Source organism: Pseudomonas sp. Z3-6, from assembly GCF_051131985.1.
Classification (GTDB): Bacteria; Pseudomonadota; Gammaproteobacteria; order Pseudomonadales; family Pseudomonadaceae; genus Aquipseudomonas; species Aquipseudomonas zanjanensis.
The window spans coordinates 3,218,019-3,242,276 of record NZ_CP071644.1 but is presented as its reverse complement, the minus strand read 5'-3'; the positions used below and the strand labels follow the sequence as shown (position 1 = coordinate 3,242,276).

21 protein-coding genes are annotated in these 24,258 nt (G+C 63.3%); 16 read left to right on the top strand and 5 right to left on the bottom strand.

Annotated features, from left to right (window positions below; translation table 11 throughout):
- The first annotated feature begins 34 nt into the window (after window positions 1–34).
- Window positions 35–877 (top strand): uroporphyrinogen-III C-methyltransferase, encoded by an 843-nt coding sequence (cobA, locus tag J3P88_RS14640; RefSeq protein ID WP_434576104.1) that lies wholly within the window; start codon window positions 35–37, stop codon window positions 875–877.
- A complete protein-coding gene (locus J3P88_RS14635) occupies window positions 874–2,370 on the top strand; it encodes a cytochrome D1 domain-containing protein (protein ID WP_434576102.1) in 1,497 nt (498 codons plus the stop codon). The genes cobA and J3P88_RS14635 overlap by 4 nt, the downstream gene beginning before the upstream one ends.
- Window positions 2,371–2,609: 239 nt before the next feature.
- Here the strand turns inward: J3P88_RS14635 and J3P88_RS14630 are convergent, their stop codons facing one another.
- Both J3P88_RS14630 and J3P88_RS14625 read right to left on the bottom strand, forming a co-directional pair.
- Complete coding sequence (locus J3P88_RS14630) at window positions 2,610–3,794, bottom strand: porin (protein ID WP_434576100.1); 1,185 nt, start codon at window positions 3,792–3,794, stop codon at window positions 2,610–2,612.
- 369 nt (window positions 3,795–4,163) lie between these two features.
- Entirely contained in the window at window positions 4,164–5,438 is a 1,275-nt protein-coding gene (locus J3P88_RS14625; protein WP_434576098.1) for a glucarate dehydratase family protein, read from the bottom strand.
- Window positions 5,439–5,541: 103 nt separating this feature from the next.
- On the opposite strand from J3P88_RS14625, the gene J3P88_RS14620 reads away from it, so the two are divergent.
- Together J3P88_RS14620 and J3P88_RS14615 are read left to right on the top strand one after the other, a co-directional pair.
- Entirely contained in the window at window positions 5,542–6,438 is an 897-nt protein-coding gene (locus tag J3P88_RS14620) for a LysR substrate-binding domain-containing protein (protein WP_434576096.1), read from the top strand.
- A gap of 283 nt (window positions 6,439–6,721) precedes the next feature.
- Window positions 6,722–7,156, top strand: a complete 435-nt coding sequence (locus J3P88_RS14615; protein WP_434576094.1) for a nuclear transport factor 2 family protein — start codon at window positions 6,722–6,724, stop codon at window positions 7,154–7,156.
- A gap of 185 nt (window positions 7,157–7,341) precedes the next feature.
- Here J3P88_RS14615 and J3P88_RS14610 read toward each other — a convergent pair whose 3' ends face one another.
- Window positions 7,342–8,265, bottom strand: a complete 924-nt coding sequence (locus tag J3P88_RS14610; protein ID WP_434576092.1) for a LysR family transcriptional regulator — start codon at window positions 8,263–8,265, stop codon at window positions 7,342–7,344.
- A gap of 128 nt (window positions 8,266–8,393) precedes the next feature.
- Here J3P88_RS14610 and J3P88_RS14605 point away from each other — a divergent pair, with 128 nt between their 5' ends.
- Both J3P88_RS14605 and J3P88_RS14600 read left to right on the top strand, forming a co-directional pair.
- Window positions 8,394–8,600, top strand: coding sequence for a tautomerase family protein (locus J3P88_RS14605; RefSeq protein WP_025213530.1), 207 nt, complete (start codon window positions 8,394–8,396; stop codon window positions 8,598–8,600).
- 437 nt (window positions 8,601–9,037) lie between these two features.
- Window positions 9,038–9,772: an SDR family NAD(P)-dependent oxidoreductase gene (locus J3P88_RS14600; RefSeq protein WP_186728586.1), complete on the top strand. Its 735-nt coding sequence runs from the start codon at window positions 9,038–9,040 to the stop codon at window positions 9,770–9,772.
- A 67-nt stretch (window positions 9,773–9,839) separates the two neighbouring features.
- On the opposite strand, the gene J3P88_RS14595 is transcribed toward J3P88_RS14600, so the two are convergent.
- Both J3P88_RS14595 and J3P88_RS14590 read right to left on the bottom strand, forming a co-directional pair.
- Complete coding sequence (locus J3P88_RS14595) at window positions 9,840–11,981, bottom strand: TonB-dependent siderophore receptor (protein WP_434576089.1); 2,142 nt, start codon at window positions 11,979–11,981, stop codon at window positions 9,840–9,842.
- Between the two features lie 260 nt (window positions 11,982–12,241).
- On the bottom strand, window positions 12,242–13,633 hold the full coding sequence (locus J3P88_RS14590; RefSeq protein WP_434576087.1) for a PLP-dependent aminotransferase family protein: 1,392 nt from the start codon (window positions 13,631–13,633) through the stop codon (window positions 12,242–12,244).
- 137 nt (window positions 13,634–13,770) lie between these two features.
- On the opposite strand from J3P88_RS14590, the gene J3P88_RS14585 reads away from it, so the two are divergent.
- The 10 genes from J3P88_RS14585 (at window position 13,771) to J3P88_RS14540 (ending at window position 24,255) form a co-directional block, all read left to right on the top strand.
- Entirely contained in the window at window positions 13,771–14,937 is a 1,167-nt protein-coding gene (locus tag J3P88_RS14585) for an MFS transporter (RefSeq protein ID WP_434576085.1), read from the top strand.
- Between the two features lie 205 nt (window positions 14,938–15,142).
- Window positions 15,143–15,814, top strand: a complete 672-nt coding sequence (locus J3P88_RS14580) for an FCD domain-containing protein (RefSeq protein WP_186704947.1) — start codon at window positions 15,143–15,145, stop codon at window positions 15,812–15,814.
- 112 nt (window positions 15,815–15,926) lie between these two features.
- Window positions 15,927–16,859, top strand: coding sequence for a 4-hydroxyproline epimerase (locus tag J3P88_RS14575; RefSeq protein ID WP_186704946.1), 933 nt, complete (start codon window positions 15,927–15,929; stop codon window positions 16,857–16,859).
- Window positions 16,856–17,971, top strand: a complete 1,116-nt coding sequence (locus tag J3P88_RS14570; protein ID WP_434576083.1) for an NAD(P)/FAD-dependent oxidoreductase — start codon at window positions 16,856–16,858, stop codon at window positions 17,969–17,971. The genes J3P88_RS14575 and J3P88_RS14570 overlap by 4 nt, the downstream gene beginning before the upstream one ends.
- Window positions 17,972–18,162: 191 nt before the next feature.
- Window positions 18,163–18,399: a 2Fe-2S iron-sulfur cluster-binding protein gene (locus J3P88_RS14565; RefSeq protein WP_434576081.1), complete on the top strand. Its 237-nt coding sequence runs from the start codon at window positions 18,163–18,165 to the stop codon at window positions 18,397–18,399.
- Window positions 18,396–19,652 carry an FAD-dependent oxidoreductase gene (locus J3P88_RS14560; RefSeq protein ID WP_434576079.1) on the top strand — a complete coding sequence of 419 codons (1,257 nt, stop codon included), beginning with the start codon at window positions 18,396–18,398 and terminating at the stop codon, window positions 19,650–19,652. The genes J3P88_RS14565 and J3P88_RS14560 overlap by 4 nt, the downstream gene beginning before the upstream one ends.
- A 354-nt stretch (window positions 19,653–20,006) precedes the next feature.
- A complete protein-coding gene (locus tag J3P88_RS14555) occupies window positions 20,007–20,756 on the top strand; it encodes an AraC family transcriptional regulator (protein WP_186704942.1) in 750 nt (249 codons plus the stop codon).
- A 233-nt stretch (window positions 20,757–20,989) separates the two neighbouring features.
- Complete coding sequence (locus J3P88_RS14550) at window positions 20,990–21,808, top strand: ABC transporter substrate-binding protein (RefSeq protein ID WP_186728578.1); 819 nt, start codon at window positions 20,990–20,992, stop codon at window positions 21,806–21,808.
- 10 nt (window positions 21,809–21,818) lie between these two features.
- Entirely contained in the window at window positions 21,819–23,597 is a 1,779-nt protein-coding gene (gene lhpI / locus J3P88_RS14545; protein ID WP_434576077.1) for a cis-3-hydroxy-L-proline dehydratase, read from the top strand.
- Window positions 23,590–24,255, top strand: coding sequence for an amino acid ABC transporter permease (locus J3P88_RS14540; protein ID WP_057452167.1), 666 nt, complete (start codon window positions 23,590–23,592; stop codon window positions 24,253–24,255). Before lhpI ends, J3P88_RS14540 begins: the two co-directional genes overlap by 8 nt.
- Window positions 24,256–24,258 lie beyond the last annotated feature (3 nt).

Genomic DNA, 24,258 nt, shown 5'->3' with positions numbered 1-24,258 from the left:
GACGGCGAACCTGATACCGAACCAAGGAAGTCCCATGCCTGTCTCCATCGTTTTGCCCGCTGCCCTGCAATCGCCCTTCAGACCGGGCGAGGTCGCCCTGGTCGGCGCCGGCCCCGGTGATCCGGGCCTGTTGACCTTGCGCGCCTGGAGCCTGTTGCTGCAGGCCGACGCGGTGGTCTACGACCGCTTGATCAGCGCGCAATTGCTCAGTCTGATTCCACTCACGTGCGCCCGGCATTACGTCGGCAAGGCGGCCGGCTGCCACAGCCTGCCCCAACCACAGATCAACGAACTGCTGGCCGACCTGGCCGACCAGGGACAACGGGTGGTGCGGCTCAAGGGCGGCGATCCGTTCATCTTCGGTCGCGGCGCCGAGGAACTGGAGTATCTGCTGGCGCGGGGTATCGATTGCCAAATCGTGCCTGGTATCACCGCCGCTGCCGGGTGCAGCACTTACGCCGGCATTCCCTTGACCCATCGCGACCTGGTCAATTCCTGCCGTTTCATCACCGGTCATTTGCAACGCGAAGGCGACTTGAACTTGCCTTGGCAAAGCCTGGCGGATGACAGCCAGACCCTGGTGTTCTACATGGGCTTGTCGAACCTCGGCACCATTGCCACGCAGTTGATCGCGGCGGGCCTGGCGGCTGATACGCCGGCGGCGTTGATCAGCAACGGCACGCGCCCCGACCAGCAGGTCCTGCGCGGTACTCTCCAGCAACTGCCGGAGCTGGCGCAGGCGTGCGCCGAAGGCCTGCCGACCTTGACGGTGATCGGCAAGGTGGTTGGCTTGTTTGCCCATCAGGTATTGGAGCATCCGGCCCGCCTGCACCCGGCCCTACCGCTCCAGCCAAATATCGCGAGGGTCGCCTCATGAGAATCGGCTGGCTTGCCCCATTGCTGTGGATCGGCACTGTCCACGGCGCCACGGTGCCGGAACCGGACCTGGCGTCTGCCGAACAGACCTACCAGCAACACTGCCAGCAGTGCCACGGGGTCAATCGCATCGGTGCTGCCGGGCCGGCACTGTTGCCGCAAAGCCTGAGCCGGATCAAGCCCGACGAAATCCGCCAGGTGATCACCCATGGACGCCCGGCCAGCCAGATGGCGGCGTTCGGCGCAGTGCTGACGTCTGCGCAGATCGATGGCCTGACCCACTACCTTCAACGTCCGCCCGCCGTTGAACCGACCTGGAGCGAGGACGACACCCGCCGCAGTCATCGCTTGCTGGCGAATGTCGCCACCCTGCCCGATAAACCCCAGCATCACGCTGATCCGCTGAACCTGTTCGTGGTGGTGGAGGCTGGCGATCATCACGTCGATATTGTCGACGGTGATCGCTTCGAGGTCCTGGCGCGCTTCGCTTCACACTTTGCGCTGCATGGCGGACCGAAATTTTCCCCGGACGGACGCTTCGTCTATTTCGCCTCCCGGGACGGCTGGATCAGCCTGTATGACCTGCACAACCTCACGCTGATCGCCGAGGTGCGGGCCGGGCTCAATACCCGCAACCTGGCGGTGAGCAAGGACGGGCGCTGGGTGCTGGTGGGCAACACCCTGCCGGGCAATGTGGTGGTGCTGGATGCCCGCGATCTGTCACTGGTCAAGACCGTTGCAACGGTGGGCCTGAACGGCCAGCCGTCGCGGGTCAGTGCGGTGTATACCGCGCCGCCGCGCAACAGCTTCATCGTGGCCTTGAAAGACGTGAAAGAGGTCTGGGAACTGTCCAGCGGACCGAACCCGGACTTCGTGCCCCGACGGATCGAGGCCGAGGATTACCTCGATGATTTTTCCTTCTCGCCCGATTACCGGCAGTTGCTCGCCACCTCCCGCAAGGCCCAGGGCGGCCAGGTGATCGACCTCGACACCGGGCGGATCGTCACTGACATCGCGCTGCCGGGCATGCCGCACCTGGGCTCGGGGACCTATTGGAAACGCGATGGGCACTGGGTGTTCGCCACGCCCAACATCAGCAAGGGATTGATCTCGGTGATCGATTTCGACACCTGGAAAGTCATCAAGCAGATCCCCACCCTGGGCCCGGGTTTCTTCCTGCGCAGCCACGCCAACTCCCGCTACGCCTGGACCGATGTGTTCTTCGGCCCGGACAACGATGCCATTCACTTGATCGACAAACAGACCCTGGAAATCGCCCACACCCTGCGGCCCATGCCCGGCAAGACCGCCGCCCACGTCGAGTTCACCCGCGATGGCCGCTACTTGCTGTTGAGCATCTGGGATAGCGATGGCGCGCTGATCGTCTACGACAGCAACACCCTCGAGGAAATCAAGCGACTGCCCATGAACAAGCCTTCGGGCAAGTACAACGTCGGCAACAAGATCGAGTTTGCCGAGGGGACGTCGCACTGAAAAAAAGGGGCTGATGCGCAGCCCCCAATATCAACCGCTCTGAGACACCTGGGTGTCAGGTCTCAGGGCCGCTACGCGCCCCAGCGGGAGCAAGCTCCCTCGCCACAAAAGCAGGGGTCGACTTCATTTTTGAGTACGAGCGCAACCCTGTGGCGAGGGAGCTTGCTCCCGCTGGGCTGCGCAGCAGCCCCAAAACAGGCCTGACCCACCCCGGTGCCAGGCCCAAAGGGACTTTCCCCTCACCAGGTAAGCACCGCCCCCACCGCAAACGTGTCGGTATCTTCGTTCTGGGCGCTCGTATCGTGGCCATTGATTTCGAACTGGTTGTACTCGGCCACGAGCTTGAGGTTGTCGTTGATGTCATGGAACAGCGCAATGCCACGGGTTTCGTAATCGGCACCACTGCCCACCACGCCGTTGCCGTCGTCATCGGTCTTGCCGTAGGACAGCGCCAAGCGGTTCTTGCCCAGCTTGTAGGAGCCCTGCAACAGGTAGCCCTTGCTGTCGACATTGCGCAGGGTGGCTTCACCGGCGTTGTTGGTGAAGAACGGGTTGATGCCCTTGGCCTGGAACCCCGAACCGGTGAGCGACAGCCCGCCCATCTTGGCCTGCACGCCGTAGCCCAGGCCCTTGGAGGTCACTGACTCGACCGTGGAATCGGTGTTGTCCGAAGTCTGGTAGCTGCCGTTGAGCCAGCTGTAGATCTTCGCCCCGCCCAGGTCGAACTGGTAGGTGATCTCGCTCTCGGTGCGCGGGTTTTCCTGATAGGCCTTGCCGGTGGCGCTGTTGTCGTTGGTGTCCACCGGGTCCATGATCCCCACCGCCACCCGCAGCCCATCCATCACTGGCGTGCGGTAGGTAATCTGCGAGGTCGGGAACGGGTACGGATAGCCGCTGCCAATGTTGCCGAACGACACGCCACCGCCGTCCACCAGCCCCAGGGTGTCGCTGACCTGGCCATAACCGGCGAGCAGCTCGTCCAGCAGGATGTTGGAGCGGGCAAACAGACCGAAGTCCTTGCCGATCAGCACTTCGCCCCACTCCGGGTTGGCCACGGTGCCGTAGAACTGGCGCACGTCAATGGCGGTGTCGGTGCCGTTGGTTTCGCTGTCGTTGATGGTTACCCAGAACGAGGCCCGGGCGCCGAGCTTGAGGTCATCGACCTGCTTGCCCATGTTGAAACCCAGGTAGTTGGGCAAAAAGCCCATCTTGACCCGCGCCTGCCGACGGTCGTACTGCTCACCCGCGCGGTCGACGTCGCTGTTGACGTAAAAGGCGTTGATGTAGCCGTCGGTGGAAAAGGTGGTCTGGTCCTTGTCGTACAGCATGATTTCGGCGTTGGCCCAAGGCGTCAGGCCCAGGCTCGAAACACCTACGATGACCGCAGGCAAAAAACGTTGGCGGGTATTTTTATTGTTGTGCATGGCGCGCTCCGCAACAGGGGACGGGATGTCGGAGGCGATTATCGAAAGGCGCCAGGGCGCGTCATACGCTGCCTTGGGAGCGATTGGCGGATGCTTTGGCAGCGCCGGCCCGGCGCGGCAGTTTGGGTGTAAGACGGCGAGGCTGGCGGGTGCGGTACTTTGGGTGTGGGCCGCAAGGTGGCTTGGGAGGGATCAACCCATTGGGCAGTCATAGTGAGTTGGCTGGTTTGGGGCTGCTGCGCAGCCCAGCGGGAGCAAGCTCCCTCGCCACAGGGGTCGCACCCACACTCAAAATTGAAGTCAGATCCAGCTTTTGTGGCGAGGGAGCTTGCTCCCGCTGGCCTGCGCAGCAGGCCCCTCGCCTTCGGCTCAGAACCGCGGCTTGACGGTCTTCCAATCCGGCCGGTAACGCTGCATCTGCCGCACATCGTCGCGCTGGCGAATGCCGCAACTGAGAAATTGCTCATGCAGCTTACCCAACTGATCCCGGTCCAGCTCCAAGCCAAGCCCAGGCGCCCGGGTGATCTTCACGCAGCCGTCGACAATCGGCAGCTTGCCGCCCTTGATCACTTCTTCATCCGGCTCCTGCCACGGATAATGGGTGTCGCAGGCATAGTCGAGGTTCGGCACCGCGGCCGCGACGTGGGCCATGGCCATGAGGCTGATGCCCAGGTGCGAGTTGGAATGCATCGACACGCCCAGGCCGAAAGTGCTGCACATTTTCGCCAACACCTGGGTGTCCCGCAGGCCGCCCCAGTAATGGTGGTCGGCCAATACGATCTGCACGCTGTCCAGGGCCACGCTGCGGCGGAACTCATCGAAATCGGTGACCACCATATTGGTCGCCAGCGGCAACCCCGTGCGCTTGTGCAGCTCGGACATACCCGCAAGTCCCGGCGTCGGGTCTTCGTAATACTGCAGGTCATCCCCCAGCAGTTCGGCCATGCGAATCGAGGTTTCCAGGGACCAGTTGCCATTGGGGTCGATGCGCAACGGGTAGCCGGGAAACGCCTGTTTCAGCGCCTTGATGCAGGCGACTTCATACTCCGGATCGAGGGCGCCAGCCTTGAGCTTGATGCTCTTGAAACCATAGTCCTGGATCATCCGCCGGGCCTGGGCGACGATCTGCTCTTCGTTGAGCGCCTCGCCCCAATTGTCGGCCGGGTACGGCGAATCAATGTGCTCGGCGTACTTGAAAAACAGGTACGCGCTGAACGGAATCTCGTCGCGAATCGCGCCGCCCAGCAGGTCCACCAACGGCACGTTCAGGTAATGGGCCTGCAAATCCAGGCACGCCACTTCGAACGCCGAATAGGCATTGCTCACCGCCTTGCTCGCGTGGGAGCCCGGCGCCAGTTCGGCACCGCTGACGCTGGCCGGCTTCTGCGCAGCGACGGTCGCCTGGACGATGGCCCGCAACTGGTTGAGGTTGAACGGGTCCAGGCCGATCAACTGGTTCTGCAATTGCTGCTGGATCGCCAGGGCCGGGGCATCGCCATAGCTCTCCCCCAGGCCGATATAGCCGTTGTCGCTCTCGATCTCGATGATCGAGCGCAGCGCGAACGGTTCATGGATACCGCTGGCGTTAAGCAAGGGTGGGTCGCGAAAAGCGATGGGGGTGACGGTGACGCGTTTGATCTTCATATAGCGGCTCCCAATCAGTGTTGAGGAAAGGGACGATGATGGACGCGGCGAATTGTTCCCGTCTAATCTAACTTGGCTCTTGATTGATACCTGGATTGAATCAATGTTTGAACTGGCCCAGTTGCGCTGCTTTACCACCGTGGCGACCGAACTCAACTTCCGGCGTGCCGCCGAACGCCTGAACATGACCCAGCCACCGCTGAGCCGGCAGATCCAATTGCTGGAGCATCACCTGGGGGTCGAACTGTTCACCCGTAGCACCCGCAGCGTGGCGCTCACCGCCGCCGGCCGGGCGTTTTTCGTCGAAGCGCAGAACCTGTTGGAACAGGCGCAACAGGCCGCCGAGGCCGCCAAACGTTTTGCCAAGGGTGACATCGGCTCGGTGACCATCAGCTTCGTCGGCAGCGCGGTGTACGAGTTTCTGCCCAAGGTGATTGCCGAGGCCCGGCTGAAACAGCCCCAGGTCAAAATCGTCCTGGCGGAAATGAACACCTACCAACAGCACGAAGCCCTGCGCGCCCGGCGCATCGACCTGGGCATCGTCCGCTCGCCGCTGCTGGAAACCGGCTACGCCACCGAATGCCTGGTGCGCGAACCTTTCGTGCTGGCGGTGCCCGCCGGTCATCCGCTGGCCAGCGCCGAATCCGTCAGCGTCCACGACTTGGACGCGCAACCGTTCCTGATGTACTCCCACGCCGCCTACCCGCCCTTCAACGAACTGCTCACCGGCATGCTCCGCTCGGCCCGGGTCGCGCCGCAATTCGTGCAATGGCTGGGGTCGTCGCTGACCATCCTGGCCCTGGTCAACGCCGGCATGGGCCTGGCCCTGGTACCGCGTTGCGCCAGCAGCGTGGTGTTCAAGCAAGTGGTGTTTCGCGAGATCGATTTGGGCGAAGGGGTGCAGAGCGAGTTGCACCTGGTGTGGCGGGAGGATAACGACAACCCGGCGTTTACCATGTTGCTGGAAGGGATTCGGGGGGCGGTTCGAGAAGGACTTTAAGGCCTACACAAAAGCTGTGGCCTGTGAAACCCGTGGCGAGGGAGCTTGCTCCCGCTGGGCTGCGAAGCAGCCCCTGGTGCTGACACCGAGGTGTGCCAGGTTTATGGGGAGCAGGTTTTTTGGGCTGCTGCGCAGTCCAGCGGGAGCAAGCTCCCTCGCCACATTGTCAGCGCTCTTGAGCCGTGCGACCGGCTGGTTTGCCAACGCCTCACTTCAAGTTGTACGATGACCGACGAGCACGCATCGCTCGCGTTCCTAATACCTACAACAACAAGGAAATCCCATGAAAAAAGCGACATTGGTCATTAGCTTCTTGTGCCTGTTCAGCGGCTACGCAGCGGCAGCCCCTTCGTCGGCCGAGCAGGAAGTGGCCCAGGCGGTCGACCACCTGACCCAAGCCATGCTGCACAAAGACATCCCCCAGCTCCAGGCACTGGCCGCCGAGAACCTGACCTATGGTCACTCCAGCGGCAACATTCAGGACAAGAAAGCCTTCATCGCCGACATCGAAACGGGCAAGAGTGCGTTCAAGACCCTGGAAATGAAGAACCAGAAAATTACTCTGTCCGGTGATGTGGCGCTGGTGCGCAATCACTTCTCGGCCCAGGCGCTCAAGGGCACTGAAGTGGTGCCGACGGAAATCGAGAACTTCCAGATCTGGCAGAAGCAGAAGAATGGCAAGTGGCTGCTGATCGGGCGTCAGGCGTTTCGGTTCTGATAGCGGGTTGACCGGGAAGACCTCTGTGGCAAGCGGAACTCTGTTCACTTGAGGCTGCTGTGATTCCCGTGGCGAGGGAGCTTGCTCCCGCTGGGCTGCGTAGCGGCCCTTTCTGTGAGCGCTTCGCACTCAAGCGGGAGCAAGCTCCCTCGCCACGGATTGCTGCCCTCGCCGCTTGTATTCCCTCAAGTCGCGGCCCATTGCTCCCGGTACTGCAACAGGAAATCCACAAACGCACGCACCCGCTGCGGCACGTACCGCCCATGGGGATACAACAAGGTGAACGGACGCGAACGTCCCGCGAAAGGCATTAGCACCTCCACCAACTGCCCGCTGGTCAACTCCTGCTCCACGATGAATTTGTAGGTCTGGAACAATCCTGCGCCATGCTTGGCCAACGTCACCCCGCCCAGTACATCATCCGAGCAGCAATACCCGCCCTGCCCGAACACTTCCTTCTCCTTGCCCTCGACATTGAATAGCCAGGAAATCCGTCGCCCGCTGCTGGGCAGTTCGAACTGGATGCACTCGTGGTCATCCAGGTCTTCAAGCACCTGCGGCGTGCCAGCCTTGCGCAGATACTCCGGGGAGGCGACCACCACCAGTTTCGCGTCTTCCAGCAGCCGGGCGATCATCGACGAGTCGGGCTGGGCCCGCACTCGGATGGCAAGGTCATACCCTTCGGCAACAAAATCGATGTTTCGATTGCTCAGGTGCAGGTCCACCGTCACTTGCGGGTACAGCGCCCGAAAAGCCGGGAGCAAGGGCAGGATGCGATGGTGACCGTAGGTGGTGGGCAGGCTGATGCGCAGTTGCCCGGACGGCACCGATTGCGCGCCCATCATTTCCTGTTGCGCCTCGACCAGTTGCGTCAGCGCTTGTCGGCATTGCTCGAAATAGGTCCTGCCGGCTTCGGTCAAGCGGATGCTGCGGGTGGTGCGCACGAAAAGCCGTGAGCCCAGGCGCTCTTCCAGGCGAAAGATCGAGCGGCTCACCGCCGCAGGCGTAACGCCTGCCAACTGCGCCGCCGCGGTGAAACTGCCCGCCTCCGCCGCGAGGCAGAACAGTTCTATGCTGCCCAACTGCAGGTCTTCGAAATGACGCTTCATGATTCGTTACACCGCGTATCAACTGAAGTTTCCAAATGCCTGTTTATCAGTCCGTGGCGTATAAATACAGTGGCCTTGCAATACGCGGGCGTTGTCCCGCGTCCATTTCCCACCCGCTGGAGTGCACCATGCCTTTCGTCAATGTGCGAATTACCCGAGACGGCGTTACCCGTGAACAGAAAGCCCAGGTGATTTCCGAAATCACCGAAACCCTCCAGCGCGTGCTGGGCAAGGACCCGCATTTGACCCATATCGTGATCGAAGAAGTCGACACGGATAATTGGGGATATGCGGGGATGACGACGACTGAGTATCGAAGTCTTCCCAAGGAGTAAGGCCCCACCTTTGCGAGCCCGGTCCGATTGACCGGGCTTTTTTCTGCCTGCCAACCCGTCAACCCTGTGGGAGCGAGCCTGCTCGCGATAGCGGTGTGTCAGTCAATATCAATACTGACTGGCCTGACGCTATCGCGAGCAGGCTCGCTCCCACAAGGGATTGCTGGCGAACGCGGATTTTGCGATCAGCCGGGAACATTGTGGGAGCGGGCTTGCTCGCGAAGACAGAGTTTCAGTCAGAACTCTGTAGCTGACACACCGCCTTCGCGAGCAAGCCCGCTCCCACAGGGATTTATGGGTGCTCGAGATTGATTACATGACGTATCAACTCAAGTACCAGACGCCTTATTTATCAAACCCTGGCGCATCAATACCCTGAGCTCAACCACCGCCAACACAGGCGCACCGGTTCAACTCAATGTGATCAGGAGTCAATCATGAGCCTCAACAAAACCGTCATCATCACCGGCGCTTCCAGTGGTATCGGCCTGGGCTTGGTCAAGGCATTCCTCGCTCGGGGCTACAACGTGGTGGGCAATGCCCGCTCCCCGTCCGGCCTGGACGCTGCCGCCGCCGAGCTCGGTCACCCGGCCGGTTTCCTCGGCGTGGCTGGCGACATCTCCGACCCGGCCACCTCAACCGCCCTCATCAGCCAAGCCGTCGAGGCGTTCGGCGCCGTTGACGGGCTGGTGAACAACGCCGGTTTTTTCCTGCCAAAACCCTTCGTCGAATACAGCCCCCAAGACCTGGACGCGCTGCTGGACACCAACCTCAAGGGGCTCGTCTTTGCCAGCCAGGCCGCTGCCGCGCACATGATCGGGCGCCAGCAAGGCTTCATCATCAACATTTCAGCTGCCGTGGCCCTGCAACCGAACATCCAGGTGCCCGCAGCACTGCCGGTGCTGATCAAGGGCGGCGTCAACCAGATGACCCGCGCCCTGGCCCTGGAACTGTCGCCCCACAACATCAAGGTCAACGCCGTCGCACCTGGCATTATCGACACCCCGATGCACGACCCGGCGCACCGCGACTTCCTCAACCACCTGGCCCCGGCCGGTCGTGTGGGCACCATCGAGGAAATTGCCGAGGCCGTGTTGTACCTGGCGGGTGCTGATTTCACGACCGGCGCGATACTGCCGGTGGACGGCGGGATGAGCACAGGCAAGTGGTAAACAGGCAAGTGTCAAAAAACAAAAACCCCGGAGGCCAGGCCTTCGGGGTTTTCGTGACGCAAAGGATTCAGAGCGAGTAGGAGATACCAGCCTGCACGGTTCGCGGTGCGCCTGGGTAGGCGTAGACGCCTCCGAATGCACCTTCTTCGTAGTCGGCGTCAAACAGGTTCTTCAGGTCCAGGTTGAGGCGGATCCGCTCATTGACCTTGTAGTAGCCGAGCAGGTCGACGACGGTGTAGCTGTCCATGGTAAAGGTGCTGGCCGCCGTATTGCCGGCCCGCTCATCGACGTACTTGGCGCCCAGGCCCAGGCCGAGGCCCTTGAGGCCGCCGTCCTGGAACTCGTAGACGTTCAACAGGCTGAAGGAGTTCTTGGGCACGTTGAGCAAACGGGTGCCGGACGGGATATTGATGTCCTTGGTCACTTCGGCATCCACATACGCATAACCGCCGATCACGCGCCATTCTGGCGTCAGGTTGCCCGCCACGTTCAGGTCAAAGCCACGGCTGCGCACTTCCCCGGCGGCCAGGTTGAAGGTGGGATCCAACGGGTCGGGCGTGAGCACATTGCGCTTTTCAATCTGGTAGACCGCCGCGTCGACGCTCAACTGACGATCCAGGGCTTCCCACTTGACGCCCATTTCGTAGGACTTGCCCTCTTCCGGCTTGAATCCCCCGCCTTGAAGGGCGGCACCGGTGTTGGGTTTGAACGAGCGGGCGGTATTGGCATAGACCGCCACGGTATCGGTCAGATCGTAGATCACCCCCAGGCGTGGAGTGACGGCATTTTCAGTCTTGTCCCAGTTACGGCTACCGGGCCGAGTCTGAGGGACGAAGGATTCGTACTCATGCTCGAAATGTTCGAAACGCGCCCCTGCCAACACCTTCAGGCGCTCAGTCAACGCCACCTGATCCTGGACAAACACACCAAACGTCTTGAGATTTTCCTGGTCATCGGTGGGCTTGCGCGTCAATGCCGGGCGTGGCTGGCCATGCACCGGATCGAAGATATCGATCGGGTAGGCACCTGTGCCGCCAGCGGAACGCCGGATGATCGACTGGTAATCGTAGTCTTCATACTCGATCCCCGTCAGCAACGTATGCTCGAACCCGCCAGTAGAAAAATGCCCAGTAAGGTTGAGTTGGGTGTCCCGGTCGGTCCATTCCAGCTTGCGGTAGTTGAAGTTGCGACTGAGGGTACGCCCATCGGCGCCGATGCTGTTGCCCTCCACGGCATTGCCCTGCAAGGTGCCGTCGAGCCATTGAGTACCGCCGGCCAGGGTCCAGTCGTCGTTGAGCATGTGCTCGAAACGCACCTGCAGCATGTTGTTGTCGTTGTGCAGCTTGCCCACGTCTTTCTCGCCGAAGAAGGTATCCCGCGACGCGGTGCCACGCTGGCCGGCGTAATGGGTCAAGCCACGGTCCAGCGGCGCATTGTTGCGCATGAAATCGCCTTCGAAGGTCAGGCGCGTGGTGTCGTTGACCTGCCAGCTCACCACCGGCGCGATGCCGTAACGCTCGGTCTCGACGTGGTCGCGGAACGTATCGCCGCCCTCACCCACCACGTTCAGGCGATAAGCCAGGCGCCCTTCTTCGTCCAACGGACCGGACGCATCGAGCGTGCCGCGACGCATCCCCTGGTCGCTGACCTGGCTGCCGAGGGTCACCGTGCGCTCGGCCAACGGCTGCTTGGACACCACGTTGAAGGTACCGCCCGGGTCGCCGCGGCCATAGAGCATCGTGGCCGGGCCACGCAGGACTTCCAGGCGCTCGATGGTGTTGGCGTCCGGCATGTTCGGGTAGCCACGGTTGATCGGGAAACCGTTGCGGTAGAACTCGCCGGTGGTGAAACCGCGGACAGTGAAGGTGGTCAGGCCCTGGCCGCCGAAGTTGTTCGCCCGGCCTACACCGCCGGCGTAATCGAGGGCGTCTTGCAGGCGCGTGGCACTGAGGTCTTCAACGACATCGCGGGAAACGACGGAAATGGATTGCGGGGTTTCATGGATCGCCGTGTCGGTACGGGTCGCACTGGCCGAGCGGGTGGCGTGATAGCCCTTCACCGGGCCCTGCGCCGTTTCATAGTCTGAATTGCCGACGATATCGGTGGCTTGCAACTCCAGGGAGGCCGGCTTGGCAGGGATTGGCTCTTCGGCCCAGGTGGGAATGGAATAAGCTTGGAGCACACACAGTGAAACGAGAATCCGACGCATCGATGCACAATCCTAATGGAAAAAAGCCTCCACATCGGGAGGCTGACAAGAATGTGTCGCGAAAGATACAGTAACTCATTGTTGTTTGATATCTATTCCCATTAACGACGGATGTTTTTGTGACTGCTTAGTCAGCCATCGCGAGCAAGCTTTGCTCCCACAGGGATCTTTAGTGGATACAAGTCTTGGGATTGGCCCCTGCTCTGCGCTGTGGGAGCAAAGCTTGCTCGCGATGGCGCCAGGACAATCTCCCCAAAACCCTACTGACCCAGCGCAATCGACTCCTCCTCGACCCGCTGGAAAAACCTCTGCGCACGTACATCCTGGGTATAGGCCACATTCAACCGCAGCCAATCACACACCTCTCCTTGCGGCAGGAACGTCGAGCCCTGGGACAGTTGGATCTGCAGCTCCCGGGCGATCTGCTGCACCCGCTGCGCCGTCAGGCAGCGCGGCCTGGCCCAGATGAACAGGCCCCCCATCGGCTCGGCAAAGACCTCCCAGTGGGCCGGGTCCAGTTGGCGCAGCGTACTTGCCATCTGCTTGTTCAGGCGCTGGCGCAAGCGCTGGATCAGCTTGCGGTAGGCACCGTTGGCCAGCAACGTCGCCACCACGTTTTCCGCCAGCAATGAACAACCAATGCCGGTCACCATCTTGACCTCGGCCAGGCGCTGGATGATGTCGGGCTGGGCCACCACGTAACCGATGCGCAGCGAGCTGGACAGCGTCTTGGAAAAGCTCGCCAGGTAGATCACCCGGTCCAGTGCGTCCAGGGAAGCCAGGCGCGACGTCGGGCCATTCTGGAAATCGGCATAGATGTCGTCCTCGATGAGGCGAAAGTCATGGGCCGTCGCCAGTTGCAGCAGACGGTAGGCCACGCTCGGCGCCAGGCTGGTGCCGGTGGGGTTCTGGTACATGCTGTTGATGAAGAAGTACGAGGGCTTGTGCTCGCCGAGTAGCTCTTCCAGGCGGGCGATGTCCGGGCCTTGGGCGGTTCTCGGCACGGCCACGGTCTTCACCCCGTGCAATTTCAGCAAATTGAACAGGTTGTAGTAGCCGGGGCTTTCCACCAGCACCAGGTCACCGGGCTTGAGCAGGGTTCGCACCAGCAGGTCGAGGCCCTGGCTGGCGCCTTGGGTGGTGATGATCTGTGTCGGGTCGACGTGAATGTCGATCAGGCCCAGGCGTTTTTGCAGGTGCAGGCGCAGATGAGGCGAGCCCAACGGGGTGCTGTAGTTGAACAATGCGTGGTTGTCGCTGCGCACCACTTGGCGGATCGCCTGGCCCAGGTCGGTGTCGTCGCGCCAGGCGTCAGGCAGCCAGCCGCAACCGAGCTTGAGCTGGGTCGATTCATTGTCGAACAACTGCCACGAAGGGTTATCCGTATCAGGAGGCGGTTGCACCGGCCGGGCCAACTGTTGCGCGACAAAAAAGCCCGCGCCATGCCGAGACTCCAGCACCCCACTGGCCACCAGTTGGTCGTAGGCCTTGATCACGCTCGACAGGCTCAGGCTATTTTCCCGGGCCAGTTGGCGAATCGACGGCATTCGTGTGCCGGGGCGAACGCCATGGGCGTCGATCCAACCCGTGAGGTGCGTCACGAGCTGGCGGATCACCGGCTCGGCAACGTTGCGATCAATCTTCAGGTCCACGGTGGGCACTCTTGGTCAAGTGTTCTCGATTTTCCGGAAAACAGTTAAACACAAATGGCTGGCGGCTGTTCCTTGTTTGCGTTGTGCCCGGCAGTGATAGTCCCCGGGACTTCCTGCACACCCTTTAAGGAACACCCTTGAACCCATCGCATCGACATTCCTGGGGGCTGGCCTTCGGTCTTTGCCTGATCACCCTCGCGGTCAACCTGCAGGCACCGCTGTACACCACCTATGCGCAGTTGTCCGGCTATGGGGCCGGGGCCACGGCGGTGGCGTTCTCCGGTTATGTGCTGGGCGTGCTCCCGGTGCTGCTGGCGTTCGGCGGGCTGGCCGACCGGGTCGGCCGCAAACCGTTGATCCTGGTTGCCCTCGGGCTGTCGATGCTGGCGACGCTGGTGACCCTGCTCTGGCCGAACCTGGTGGCGCTGGGCGTGGCGCGCCTGATGATGGGGGTCGGCACCGGGCTGGCCTCGGCCACGTCGACCGCCTATATGGCCGAGCTCATGGCAACCCGCGATACCCGCGCACCGGCCAACCGGGTGACCGCCAGCACCTCCCTGGGCTTTGGCCTGGGGGCAGCATTGACCAGCCTGTTCCTGTTCGTCCACCACAGTGCCACGCCCGGCAGCTTCTGGTTGCAGCTCGCGTTGGCCGCCCTGGCGATCGTCGTGGTCTGGCGACTCCCGGACCCGGCGCTGAAAACCAAAGACGCGCCGCTGCTGCGCCTGCCGTTGTTTCCCGCTGGCAGCCTGCCCTACAGTTTTTCCATGCTGTTGGCCTGGGCGACGTCGGGCCTGGTCATCGCCCTATTGCCGTCCGTGCTGGCGACCCACGATTTGCAGCGCTGGTCTGGCCTGTCGACCTTCACGGTCATCAGTTGCGGCTTGCTCTTCCAGCCTTGGGTGCGCCGCCTGCAACCGGCCAGGGCGACGTGCCTGGGCCTGTTGATCCTGCCCGCGAGCTACGCGCTGCTGGCCTGGGGCGCGAGCGTCGGCTCGCTGTTCGCCGTGTTGCTGGGGGCATTGGGAGCCAGCAGCGCCTGCTACGGTTTCCTGTACCTGGGCGGGCTGTCGGCCATCACGGCCATGGCTGGGGCGGAAAAGGCCCGGGTCAGTGCCGGGTTTTTCCTGTTCGCCTATGTCGGGTTCAGCATCCCGGTGGTGGTGACCGGGTTGCTGGCTGACGCTTTTGGCGCTGACGTGGCGTTGATCGTGTTCGGCCTGGCGCTGCTGGCGGGGGCGGTTGTCACGGGATGGCGCATCGTCCGGACCGAGGCTGATATGGCCCACTTTTCCCAAGGCTGAACAAAAAACCGTTGTGGCGAGGGAGCTTGCTCCCGCTCGATTGCGCAGCAATCGCAAAATCCCGGGTCTGCTGCGCAGCCCAGCGGGAGCAAGCTCCCTCGCCACAGGGGGCTGGCTGGAGGATTGAGGGAGCCTGGGACAGCTCGACACCGCACCCGGCAAAGTCGTATACCATATCCCCACCTAAGCCGAACGACCCGCTGCCGTGACTTTATCCAAGTTCAACCTGCCTGACCTGGGCAACACCCCGTCCACCTCGGAAATCATCACCCGCCACCTGCGCGATGCCATCGTGGCCGGGCATTTTGCCGAGGACGAGCCGATTCGCCAGGATGACATCGCCCGGCAGTTCAACGTCAGCAAGATTCCCGTGCGCGAAGCCCTCAAGCGTCTGGAGGCCGAGGGCCTAGTGATGTTCCAGCGCAATCGCGGGGCGATGGTGACGCGCATTTCCGAGGCGGAACTGGCGCAGATGTTCGAAGTGCGCATGCTCCTGGAAGACAAAGTCCTGCGCCTGGCGATTCCCAACATGACCGAAGACACCTTCGCCCGCGCCGAAAGCATCTGCCAGGAGTTCATCGGTGAAGACGACGTCGGGCGCTGGGCCGAACTGAACTGGCAACTGCACGCCTGCCTCTACGAACCAGCGCAACGGCCTTTCATGGTGAGCCTGATCCGCTCGGTGCACGACAAGCTGGAGCGGTACTTGCGCATGCAGATGAGCCTGTCGGCCGGTAAGGACCGTGCCGATCACGAGCACCGGGAAATCATCAAGGCCTGCCGCGCCGGTGATGTCGAGCGCGCCGTGGCGCTGCTGGACGAACACATCGCCGGAGTCTGCGAAACCTTGTTCAAGTTCCTGCCTTCCAGCCATTGATGCATTGGTACTGTGCCGATTTCGTCATCGGCGATCGTTAAAACCCTCAAGCCGTCATCCCCTGGCGCGGGCCACGCTTACCGTCACTCATCTGAACGGACGTGGCCCTCCCATGAAACGCATCACCGTGATCGATTCCCATACCGGCGGCGAACCGACCCGCCTGGTCACCGACGGTTTTCCTGACCTGGGCCAGGGCAGCATGGCCGAGCGCAAGCAACGCCTGGCCACGGAGTTCGACGCCTGGCGCAGCGCCTGCGTGCTCGAACCCCGGGGCAGCGATGTGCTGGTGGGGGCGCTGCTCTGTGAGCCGGTGGACCCGAGCGCCTGTGCCGGCGTGATCTTTTTCAACAACAGCGGCTACCTGGGCATGTGCGGCCACGGCACCATCGGCCTGGTGGCGTCGCTGGCCCACCTGGGCAGGATCGGCCCCGGCGTGCACAACATCGAAACCCCGGTGGGCACGGTACAGGCCACGTTGCACGAAGACCGCTCGGTCAGCGTGCGCAACGTGCCGGCCTACCGTTACCGCCAGGCATTGGCCTTGGAGGTGCCCGGCATCGGCCCGGTGGTGGGCGACGTGGCCTGGGGCGGCAACTGGTTTTTCCTGATCGCCGAGCATGGCCAGCGTGTCGCCGGCGATAACCTCGACGCGTTGACCGCCTACACCTACGCCGTGCAGCAAGCCTTGGAGCAACAGGGTTTTCGCGGCGAGGACGGCGGCCTGATCGACCACATCGAACTGTTCGCCGACGACCCGCAAGCGGACAGCCGAAACTTCGTGCTCTGCCCGGGCAAGGCCTATGACCGCTCCCCGTGCGGCACCGGCACCAGCGCCAAACTGGCGTGCCTGGCGGCCGATGGAAAACTGCAACCCGGGCAGATCTGGCGCCAGGCCAGTGTCATTGGCAGCGAGTTCGAAGGCTCCTACGAACAGGCGGGCGAGCGCATCGTGCCGACCATTCGCGGTCGCGCCTACATCAGCGCCGAAACCACCCTGATCATCGAAGCGGATGACCCGTTCGCCTGGGGCATTCGTCTGTGAGCGAGGGCCATGTCGCCGACGTGATCATCATCGGTGCGGGCATCATCGGTGCGGCCTGCGCCCAAGCGCTGGCCCGACGTAACGTCAACGTGCTGGTGCTGGACGCCGGTTGGCACGGCGCCACGGCGGCTGGCATGGGGCATTTGTTGGTGCTGGATGACAACCCCGCGGAACTGGCCCTCAGCCAATACTCCCTGCAACGCTGGCGCGAACTGGCGCCAGCCCTGCCCGCCGATTGTGCCTGGCGCAACAACGGCACCTTGTGGCTGGCGGCCAATGCCGAGGAAATGGCGGTAGCCCACAGCAAATACCTGAACCTGCTGGCCCATGGCGAAGCCTGTGAACTGATTGGCCGCGCCGCACTACATCAGCGCGAACCCGAACTGCGCCCAGGGCTGGAAGGCGGACTGCTGATCAAGGGCGACGGCATCCTCTACGCCCCGGCCGCCGCGCGCTGGATGTTGGACGCACCCAAGATTCGCCAGCAGCGGGCACAAGTCAGCGCAGTCGACGGGACTCGCGTGCGCCTCGACGACGGGCGTTGGTTGAGCGCCGATGCGGTGGTGCTCGCCAATGGTATCCACGCCACCGAGTTGTGCCCGGAACTGCCCATCGAGCCGAAAAAGGGCCACCTGCTGATCACCGACCGCTACCCCGCCACCGTCACCCACACCCTGGTGGAGCTGGGCTACGTCACCAGCGCCCACAACGCGAGCGGGCCGTCGGTGGCGTGCAATATCCAGCCGCGCCCGACCGGGCAATTATTCATCGGCGCCTCGCGGCAGTTCGGCACCCTTGACCCGCAGGTGGAAGGCTGGATGCTGGCGAAGATGCTCAAGCGCGCCGTCGACTACATGCCTGGGTTGGCGCATCTGCACGGCATCCGGGCCTGGACCGGTTTTCGCGCGGCGAGCCCCGACGGCTTGCCGCTGGTGGGCCAACATCCGCAGCGCAAGGGGCTGTGGCTGGCGGTGGGTCACGAGGGGTTGGGCGTCACCACGGCACCCGCGACCGCCGACCTGCTGGTGGCGCAGTTGTTCGACGAAACCTCGCCACTGGCCGCGCAGCCTTACCTGCCGCAGCGTTTCCTGGGGGAACCCGCCCATGCCTGAAGCCCGACACACGTTACCTGTTTGCGCCGGGGATTGGGTTGCCCCCCTGTGGCGAGGGAGCTTGCTCCCGCTGGGCTGCGCAGCAGACCCGACATTTTTGCGATTGCTACGCAATCGAGCGGGAGCAAGCTCCCTCGCCACAGGTATTGGGTGTGCTCAAGACATTCGCTTAGCCAAGGAGGAATCGCCCCATGCCTGACGTGTTCCTGGACGGCCACCCGCTCTCGGTTGCCAACGGCACCAGCGTCGCGGCAGCATTGGCGTTGGGCGCGGACGGTTGCAGCCGCACCTCGGTCAGCGGCCAGCGTCGAGCGCCGTTGTGCGGCATGGGCACCTGCCAGGAATGCCGGGTGCTGATCGATGGCCGGCGCCGCCTGGCCTGCCAGACCCTGTGCCTCGATGGCATGCAGGTGCAGACCCGACCATGAACGAAGCCACCGACCTGCTGATCATCGGCGCCGGCCCCGCCGGCATGGCTGCGGCCCTCGCCGCGGCCAGCAGCGGCGTACACATCGTGTTGCTCGATGACAACCCACTGCCCGGCGGGCAAATCTGGCGCGACGGTCCCCAGGCCAGCCTGCCCAGCGCAGCCCGGCACCTGCGCGATCAACTGCGAAACTGTGCCAACGTCCGCTGCCATGCCGGCACTCGCGTAATCGCCTGCGCGGCGGATAAAACCTTACTGGTGGAAGATGCCGAGCGAGGCTGGCAGATCCGCTACGAACGCGTGATCCTCTGCACCGGCGCCCGTGAGTTGCTGCTGCCGTTCCCCGGCTGGACCCTCCCCGGCGTGACCGGTGCTGGCGGCTTGCAGGCGCTGATCAAGGGCGGTTTGCCGGTGCGCGGCGAACGGCTGGTCATCGCCGGCAGCGGCCCCTTGCTGCTGGCCAGCGCCGCCACCGCGAAGCATCAAGGCGCACAGGTGTTGCGCATCGCCGAGCAAGCCCGCTTCGGCGCCGTCGCCGGTTTCGCCGGGCAACTGCCGCGCTGGCCGGGGAAGTTGTTCCAATCGTTCAGTCTGTTCGACCGGCACTACCGCACCGACACCCATGTGGTGGAAGCGCTCGGTCGGGAACGGCTGGAGGGCGTGCGCCTGCATCAGCAAGGCAAGACGATTGAATTGGCCTGCGACCGGCTCGCCTGTGGCTTCGGGCTGATTCCCAATACCCAATTAGGCCAGGCCCTGGGCTGCGCGGTTGAAGACCAGGCGCTGGCGGTTGACGCCTGGCAAGCGACCACGCGTCACGACCATTACGCCGCCGGGGAATGCACCGGTTTTGGCGGCAGCGAACTGGCACTGGTGGAAGGCGCCATTGCCGGCCATGCCGCCGTCGGCAATAGCGCAGCCGCCCAGCAGCTGTGGCCTCGCCGCGCGCGTTGGCAAGGTTTCGCCCGGGCCTTGAACACGGCCTTCGCCCTCGATCCACGGCTCAAGTCCCTGGCCCGCGGCGACACCCTGGTCTGCCGCTGTGAAGACGTGCCTTATGGCGAACTGGTTGGCCACGAAAACTGGCGCGAAGCGAAACTGGCCAGCCGCTGCGGCATGGGCGCCTGCCAAGGCCGAGTGTGCGGCGCCGCACTGGAACACCTGTTCGGCTGGACACCACCGGCACCTCGCCCGCCCTTCAGCCCGGCGCGAATCGAGACCCTGCTGGAGCTGGAAGAAACCCCTCCCAGCTGACAACCCCGACACATATCCCACGCTGACCTGCACCCACCACAAATCCCCTGTGGGAGCTGAGCTTGCTCGCGATAGCGGTGAGTCAGCTTGCGATGATGTTGACTGTGCCGCCGTCATCGCGAGCAAGCCCGCTCCCACAGGGATTTGAGGTGAACTTCAACTTTGCAGGCACCCGCAGGCCCCATGTGGGAGCGGGCTTGCTCGCGAATGCGTCGGCACATCCGGCATCGATGCTAACTGATCCACCGCTTTCGCGAGCAAGCCCGCTCCCACAGTAGAATGCGTTGGAGCTGGGCTTCCTGCCTCGATGACTTTGCCCCTATGATCCCTGAGTCCCCTCAGGAACCTGGCGCCATGTACCCCTCGCTCACCTCCCTCGCCCCCTGCGACCTCGACACCCTGTTGCGCAGCCTGCAGCCCATCGCCCCGCTGCTGGACACCCTCGCCGACGTGGTGTTTTTCATCAAGGACCGGCAGGCCCGCTACGCCTTCGTCAACCAGACCCTGGCCCGGCGCTGCGGTTTCAAACACAGTGGCGGCCTGCTCGGTCTCACTGCCGAGCAGGTGTTTCCCGAGCGGTTCGGCCCGCTGTACACCGAACAGGATCGCCGGGTGCTGGCCAGCGGGCGGGAGTTGGCCGACCAGCTCGAACTGCATTTGTATTACGGCAACCAACCGGTGTGGTGCCTGACCCACAAGCTCGCCCTGCACGACCCAAGCGGCCAGATCGTCGGCCTGGCCGGCATTTCCCGCGACCTGCAACTGCCGCAATCGAGCCACCCGGCGTTTCACAAACTGGCGGCGGTGGACGCCCATATCAAGCAGCACTTCGCCCGCTCCATCAGCCTTGCCGAGCTGACCGCCATTGCTGAATTGTCGGTGGCGCAGTTGGAGCGGCACTGCAAACGCATCTTCCAACTCACGCCTCGGCAGATGATCCACAAGGCACGCCTGGAGGAAGCCTCGCGGCTGTTACTCGACCAGGACCTGCCGATCACCGAGATCGCCTTGCGCTGCGGTTACACCGACCACAGCGCCTTCAGCCGCCAGTTCCGGGCCCTGACCAGCCTGTCGCCGAGCCAATACCGTGAGAGTCAGCGCTGATCGTGTTCCCTGATGGGGCGTCGGATCCCATGGCTGCTCCCATCTGTAACACCCCAAGCCAACGTAGCAACTTGCCCTGATGCGCCACCGCTCGGCGAAAATGCCTCTAGATCAACCCTCCAATGCCATTACCGCGCCTCACGTCAAAACAGGCATGCTGATTGCTTATCTAATATCGTATACGAAATCCTCAATACGATATCTCACCGCATTTATTCGACAGCGAGGCATTTATGAAAAACCCTGCATTGGCCGTAGCCCTCAGCGTTGTCCTCACCCCGCTTTTCATGGCCCCCGCCCACGCCGACAAGCTCGACGACATCATCGGCTCCGGCAAGCTACGTTGCGCCGTGACCCTGGACTTCCCACCCATGGGCTTTCGCGATGAAAGCAACAAACCGGCGGGGTTCGACGTGGATTATTGCCACGACCTGGCGAAGGTCCTCGGTGTCGATGCCGAGGTGGTGGAAACCCCGTTCTCCGACCGCATCCCCGCGCTGCTGTCCGGCCGCGCCGATGTCATCGTCGCCTCCACCTCCGACACCTTGGAGCGGGCCAAGACCGTCGGCCTGACCGTGCCCTACTTCGCGTTCCAGATGGTGGTGCTGACCCGCGACGACACCGGTATCAACAGCTACGCCGACCTCAAGGGCAAGAAACTCGGCAACACCAGCAGTACCTACGAAGCCATCGCCCTGGAGAAGGACCAGAAGAGCTGGGGCAGCGGCAGCTTCCGCGCCTATCAATCGCAGAACGACACCCTGCTGGCCGTCGCCCAGGGACACATCGATGCCACCGTGGTGACCAACACCGTCGCCGCCGCGACCCTCAAGTCGGGCAAATACAAGGGCTTGAAGATTGCCGGTGACGCCCCCTACGTCATCGACTACGTGTCCCTCGGCGCCAAACGCAGCGAGTACGGCCTGCTCAACTACCTCAACCTCTTCGTCAACCAGCAGGTGCGCACGGGTCGCTACAACGAGCTGTTCGTCAAATGGGTCGGCACCGACATCCCGCCGGCCAACCTGACCGTTCCCCAGGTCTACTACTGAGGATCGGCCCATGCCAAGCACGCCTGTCCGTGTGAAAGGCCGCAGCCTGGTGGAGGGTGCCGCCCAGGGCGCCCTGCTGTTCGCCGAGGTGGGCCTGAGTTTCTGGGGCGGGGTCGATCCGGCCAGTGGCGAGGTCATCGACCGCCACCACCCCTTGAGCGGCGAGCGCCTGGCCGGGCGCGTCTTGGCGATTCCCAGCGGACGCGGCTCCTGCACCGGCAGCAGCGTCTTGATGGAACTGATCAGCAACGGCCACGCACCCGCCGCACTGGTGTTGGCCGAAGCCGATGAAATCCTGACCCTGGGCGTGCTGGTGGCGCAGGTGATTTTCCAGCGGTCCCTGCCGGTGTTGTGCGTGGGACACGAGGCCTTCAATGGGCTGCGTGGCCAGGGTTTTGTCCGCCTCGAAGGCGACGTCCTGACCCTCACCGGGCGCCGCCCGAACGACGGATGGCAAGGTTCGCAAGCACCGTCGGCGCCACCCACTTTTTCAACCCTGGACCTGAGCGAACAGGACCGGGCATTGCTCGACGGTACCCACGGCAAGGCGGCCCAAGTGGCGATGCACATCGTGCTGCGCATGGCCGAGATCCAGGGCGCCACGCAGTTGCTGGACGTGACCCAGGCTCACATCGACGGTTGCATCTATACCGGCCCGGCCAGCCTGCGCTTTGCCGAACAACTGGTGCAGTGGGGGGCGAAGGTGCGCGTCCCCACCACCCTCAACGCCATTTCCGTGGACCAGCGGCGCTGGCGGGAACTGGGCTTCGATCCGGCCTTGGGCGAACCGGCCAGTGCCTTGGGCGATGCCTACATGGCGATGGGCGCGCAACTGAGTTTCACCTGCGCCCCCTACCTGCTGGAGACCGCACCAAAGGCCGGCGAGCAAATCGTCTGGGCCGAGTCCAACGCGGTGGTCTACGCCAACAGCGTGCTGGGGGCGCGCACGCAAAAGTACCCGGACTTCCTCGACATCTGCATCGCCCTGTGCGGACGGGCACCGTTGATCGGCTGCCATCTCGACGACTCGCGCAAGGCCCATCTGATCGTCGACGTGCCGACGCTGGGTCAGGTCGATGACAGTTTCTATCCGCTGCTGGGCTATCACATCGGCAACCTGGCGGGCCGGCGTATTCCGCTGATACGTGGGCTGGAACACGCCGCGCCCACCCTGGACGATCTCAAGGCCTTCGGCGCCGCGTTCGCCACCACCAGCGCCGCACCGTTGTTCCACATCGCCGGGGTCACACCGGAAGCCCTCGACCCTGCCGATGTCCTGGAGAAGGACGTTACCTTGCCGCAGGAAAGCGTCGATGCCGCAAGCCTGCTTGCCAGTTGGCGCGAGCTCAACAGCGCCCGGGACAACTGGGTGGACGTGGTCTCCCTGGGCAATCCGCATTTCTCCCTCAGCGAATTCGCCGCCCTCGCGAACTTGTGTGCGGGCCGGATCAAGCATCCGTATGTGGTACTGGCCATCACCTGCGGCCGAGCAGTGCTGGAACAAGCGCGCAAAGCCGGATACCTGACTGCCATCGAAGCCTTCGGCGCGGTGCTGGTGACCGACACCTGCTGGTGCATGTTGGGTGAGCCGGTGATCCCGCCCCACGCCACCACGTTGATGACCAACTCCGGCAAATACGCCCACTACGCACCGGGCCTGGTCGGTCGCGGGGTGCATTTTGCCGCCCTCGCCGACTGCGTCGAGGCCGCCTGCACTGCCGCGACCCACGGCCAGCCGCCGACGTGGCTGCAACCCACTGCCCGCACGGGGAGTCCGACCCATGTTTGACTACAGCTTCCAATGGCGCCCGGCCTTGCGCGCCCTGCCCGACATGCTCGCCGGGGCCTGGGTGACCTTCGAGACCGCCGCGCTGTCGATGATTTTCGGCGTGCTGATCGCCTTGGTGCTGACGGTGATGCGCCAGGCCCCGAATCGCCTGCTGCGGGGCGTGGGCAATGGCTGGGTGTCCATCGCTCGCAACACGCCCTCGCTGTTCCAGATCTACATCCTCTACTTCGGCCTCGGCTCCCTCGGGCTGCACGTCAGTTCCTGGCTGGCCTTGCTGGCCGGAATCACCTTCAACAACGCCGGCTACCTGGCGGAAAACTTTCGCGGCGGCCTCAAGGCCGTGCCCGGGACGCAAATGCGCGCCGCCCGCTCCTTGGGGATGAGCGCCTTCCAGGCCTACCGGATGATCATCGTCCCGCAATTGTTGCGCATCGTCTTCTACCCGCTGACCAACCAGATGGTCTGGGCGGTGCTGATGACGTCCCTGGGTGTGGTGGTCGGCCTGAACAACGACCTCACCGGCGTGACCCAGGAATACAACGTCAAGACCTTCCGCACTTTCGAATACTTCGCCCTCGCGGCGCTGCTGTACTACCTGATCGCCAAGCTGATCGTCGGGTTGGCCCGGCTGTTGTCCTGGCGGCTGTTTCGTTATTGAGGG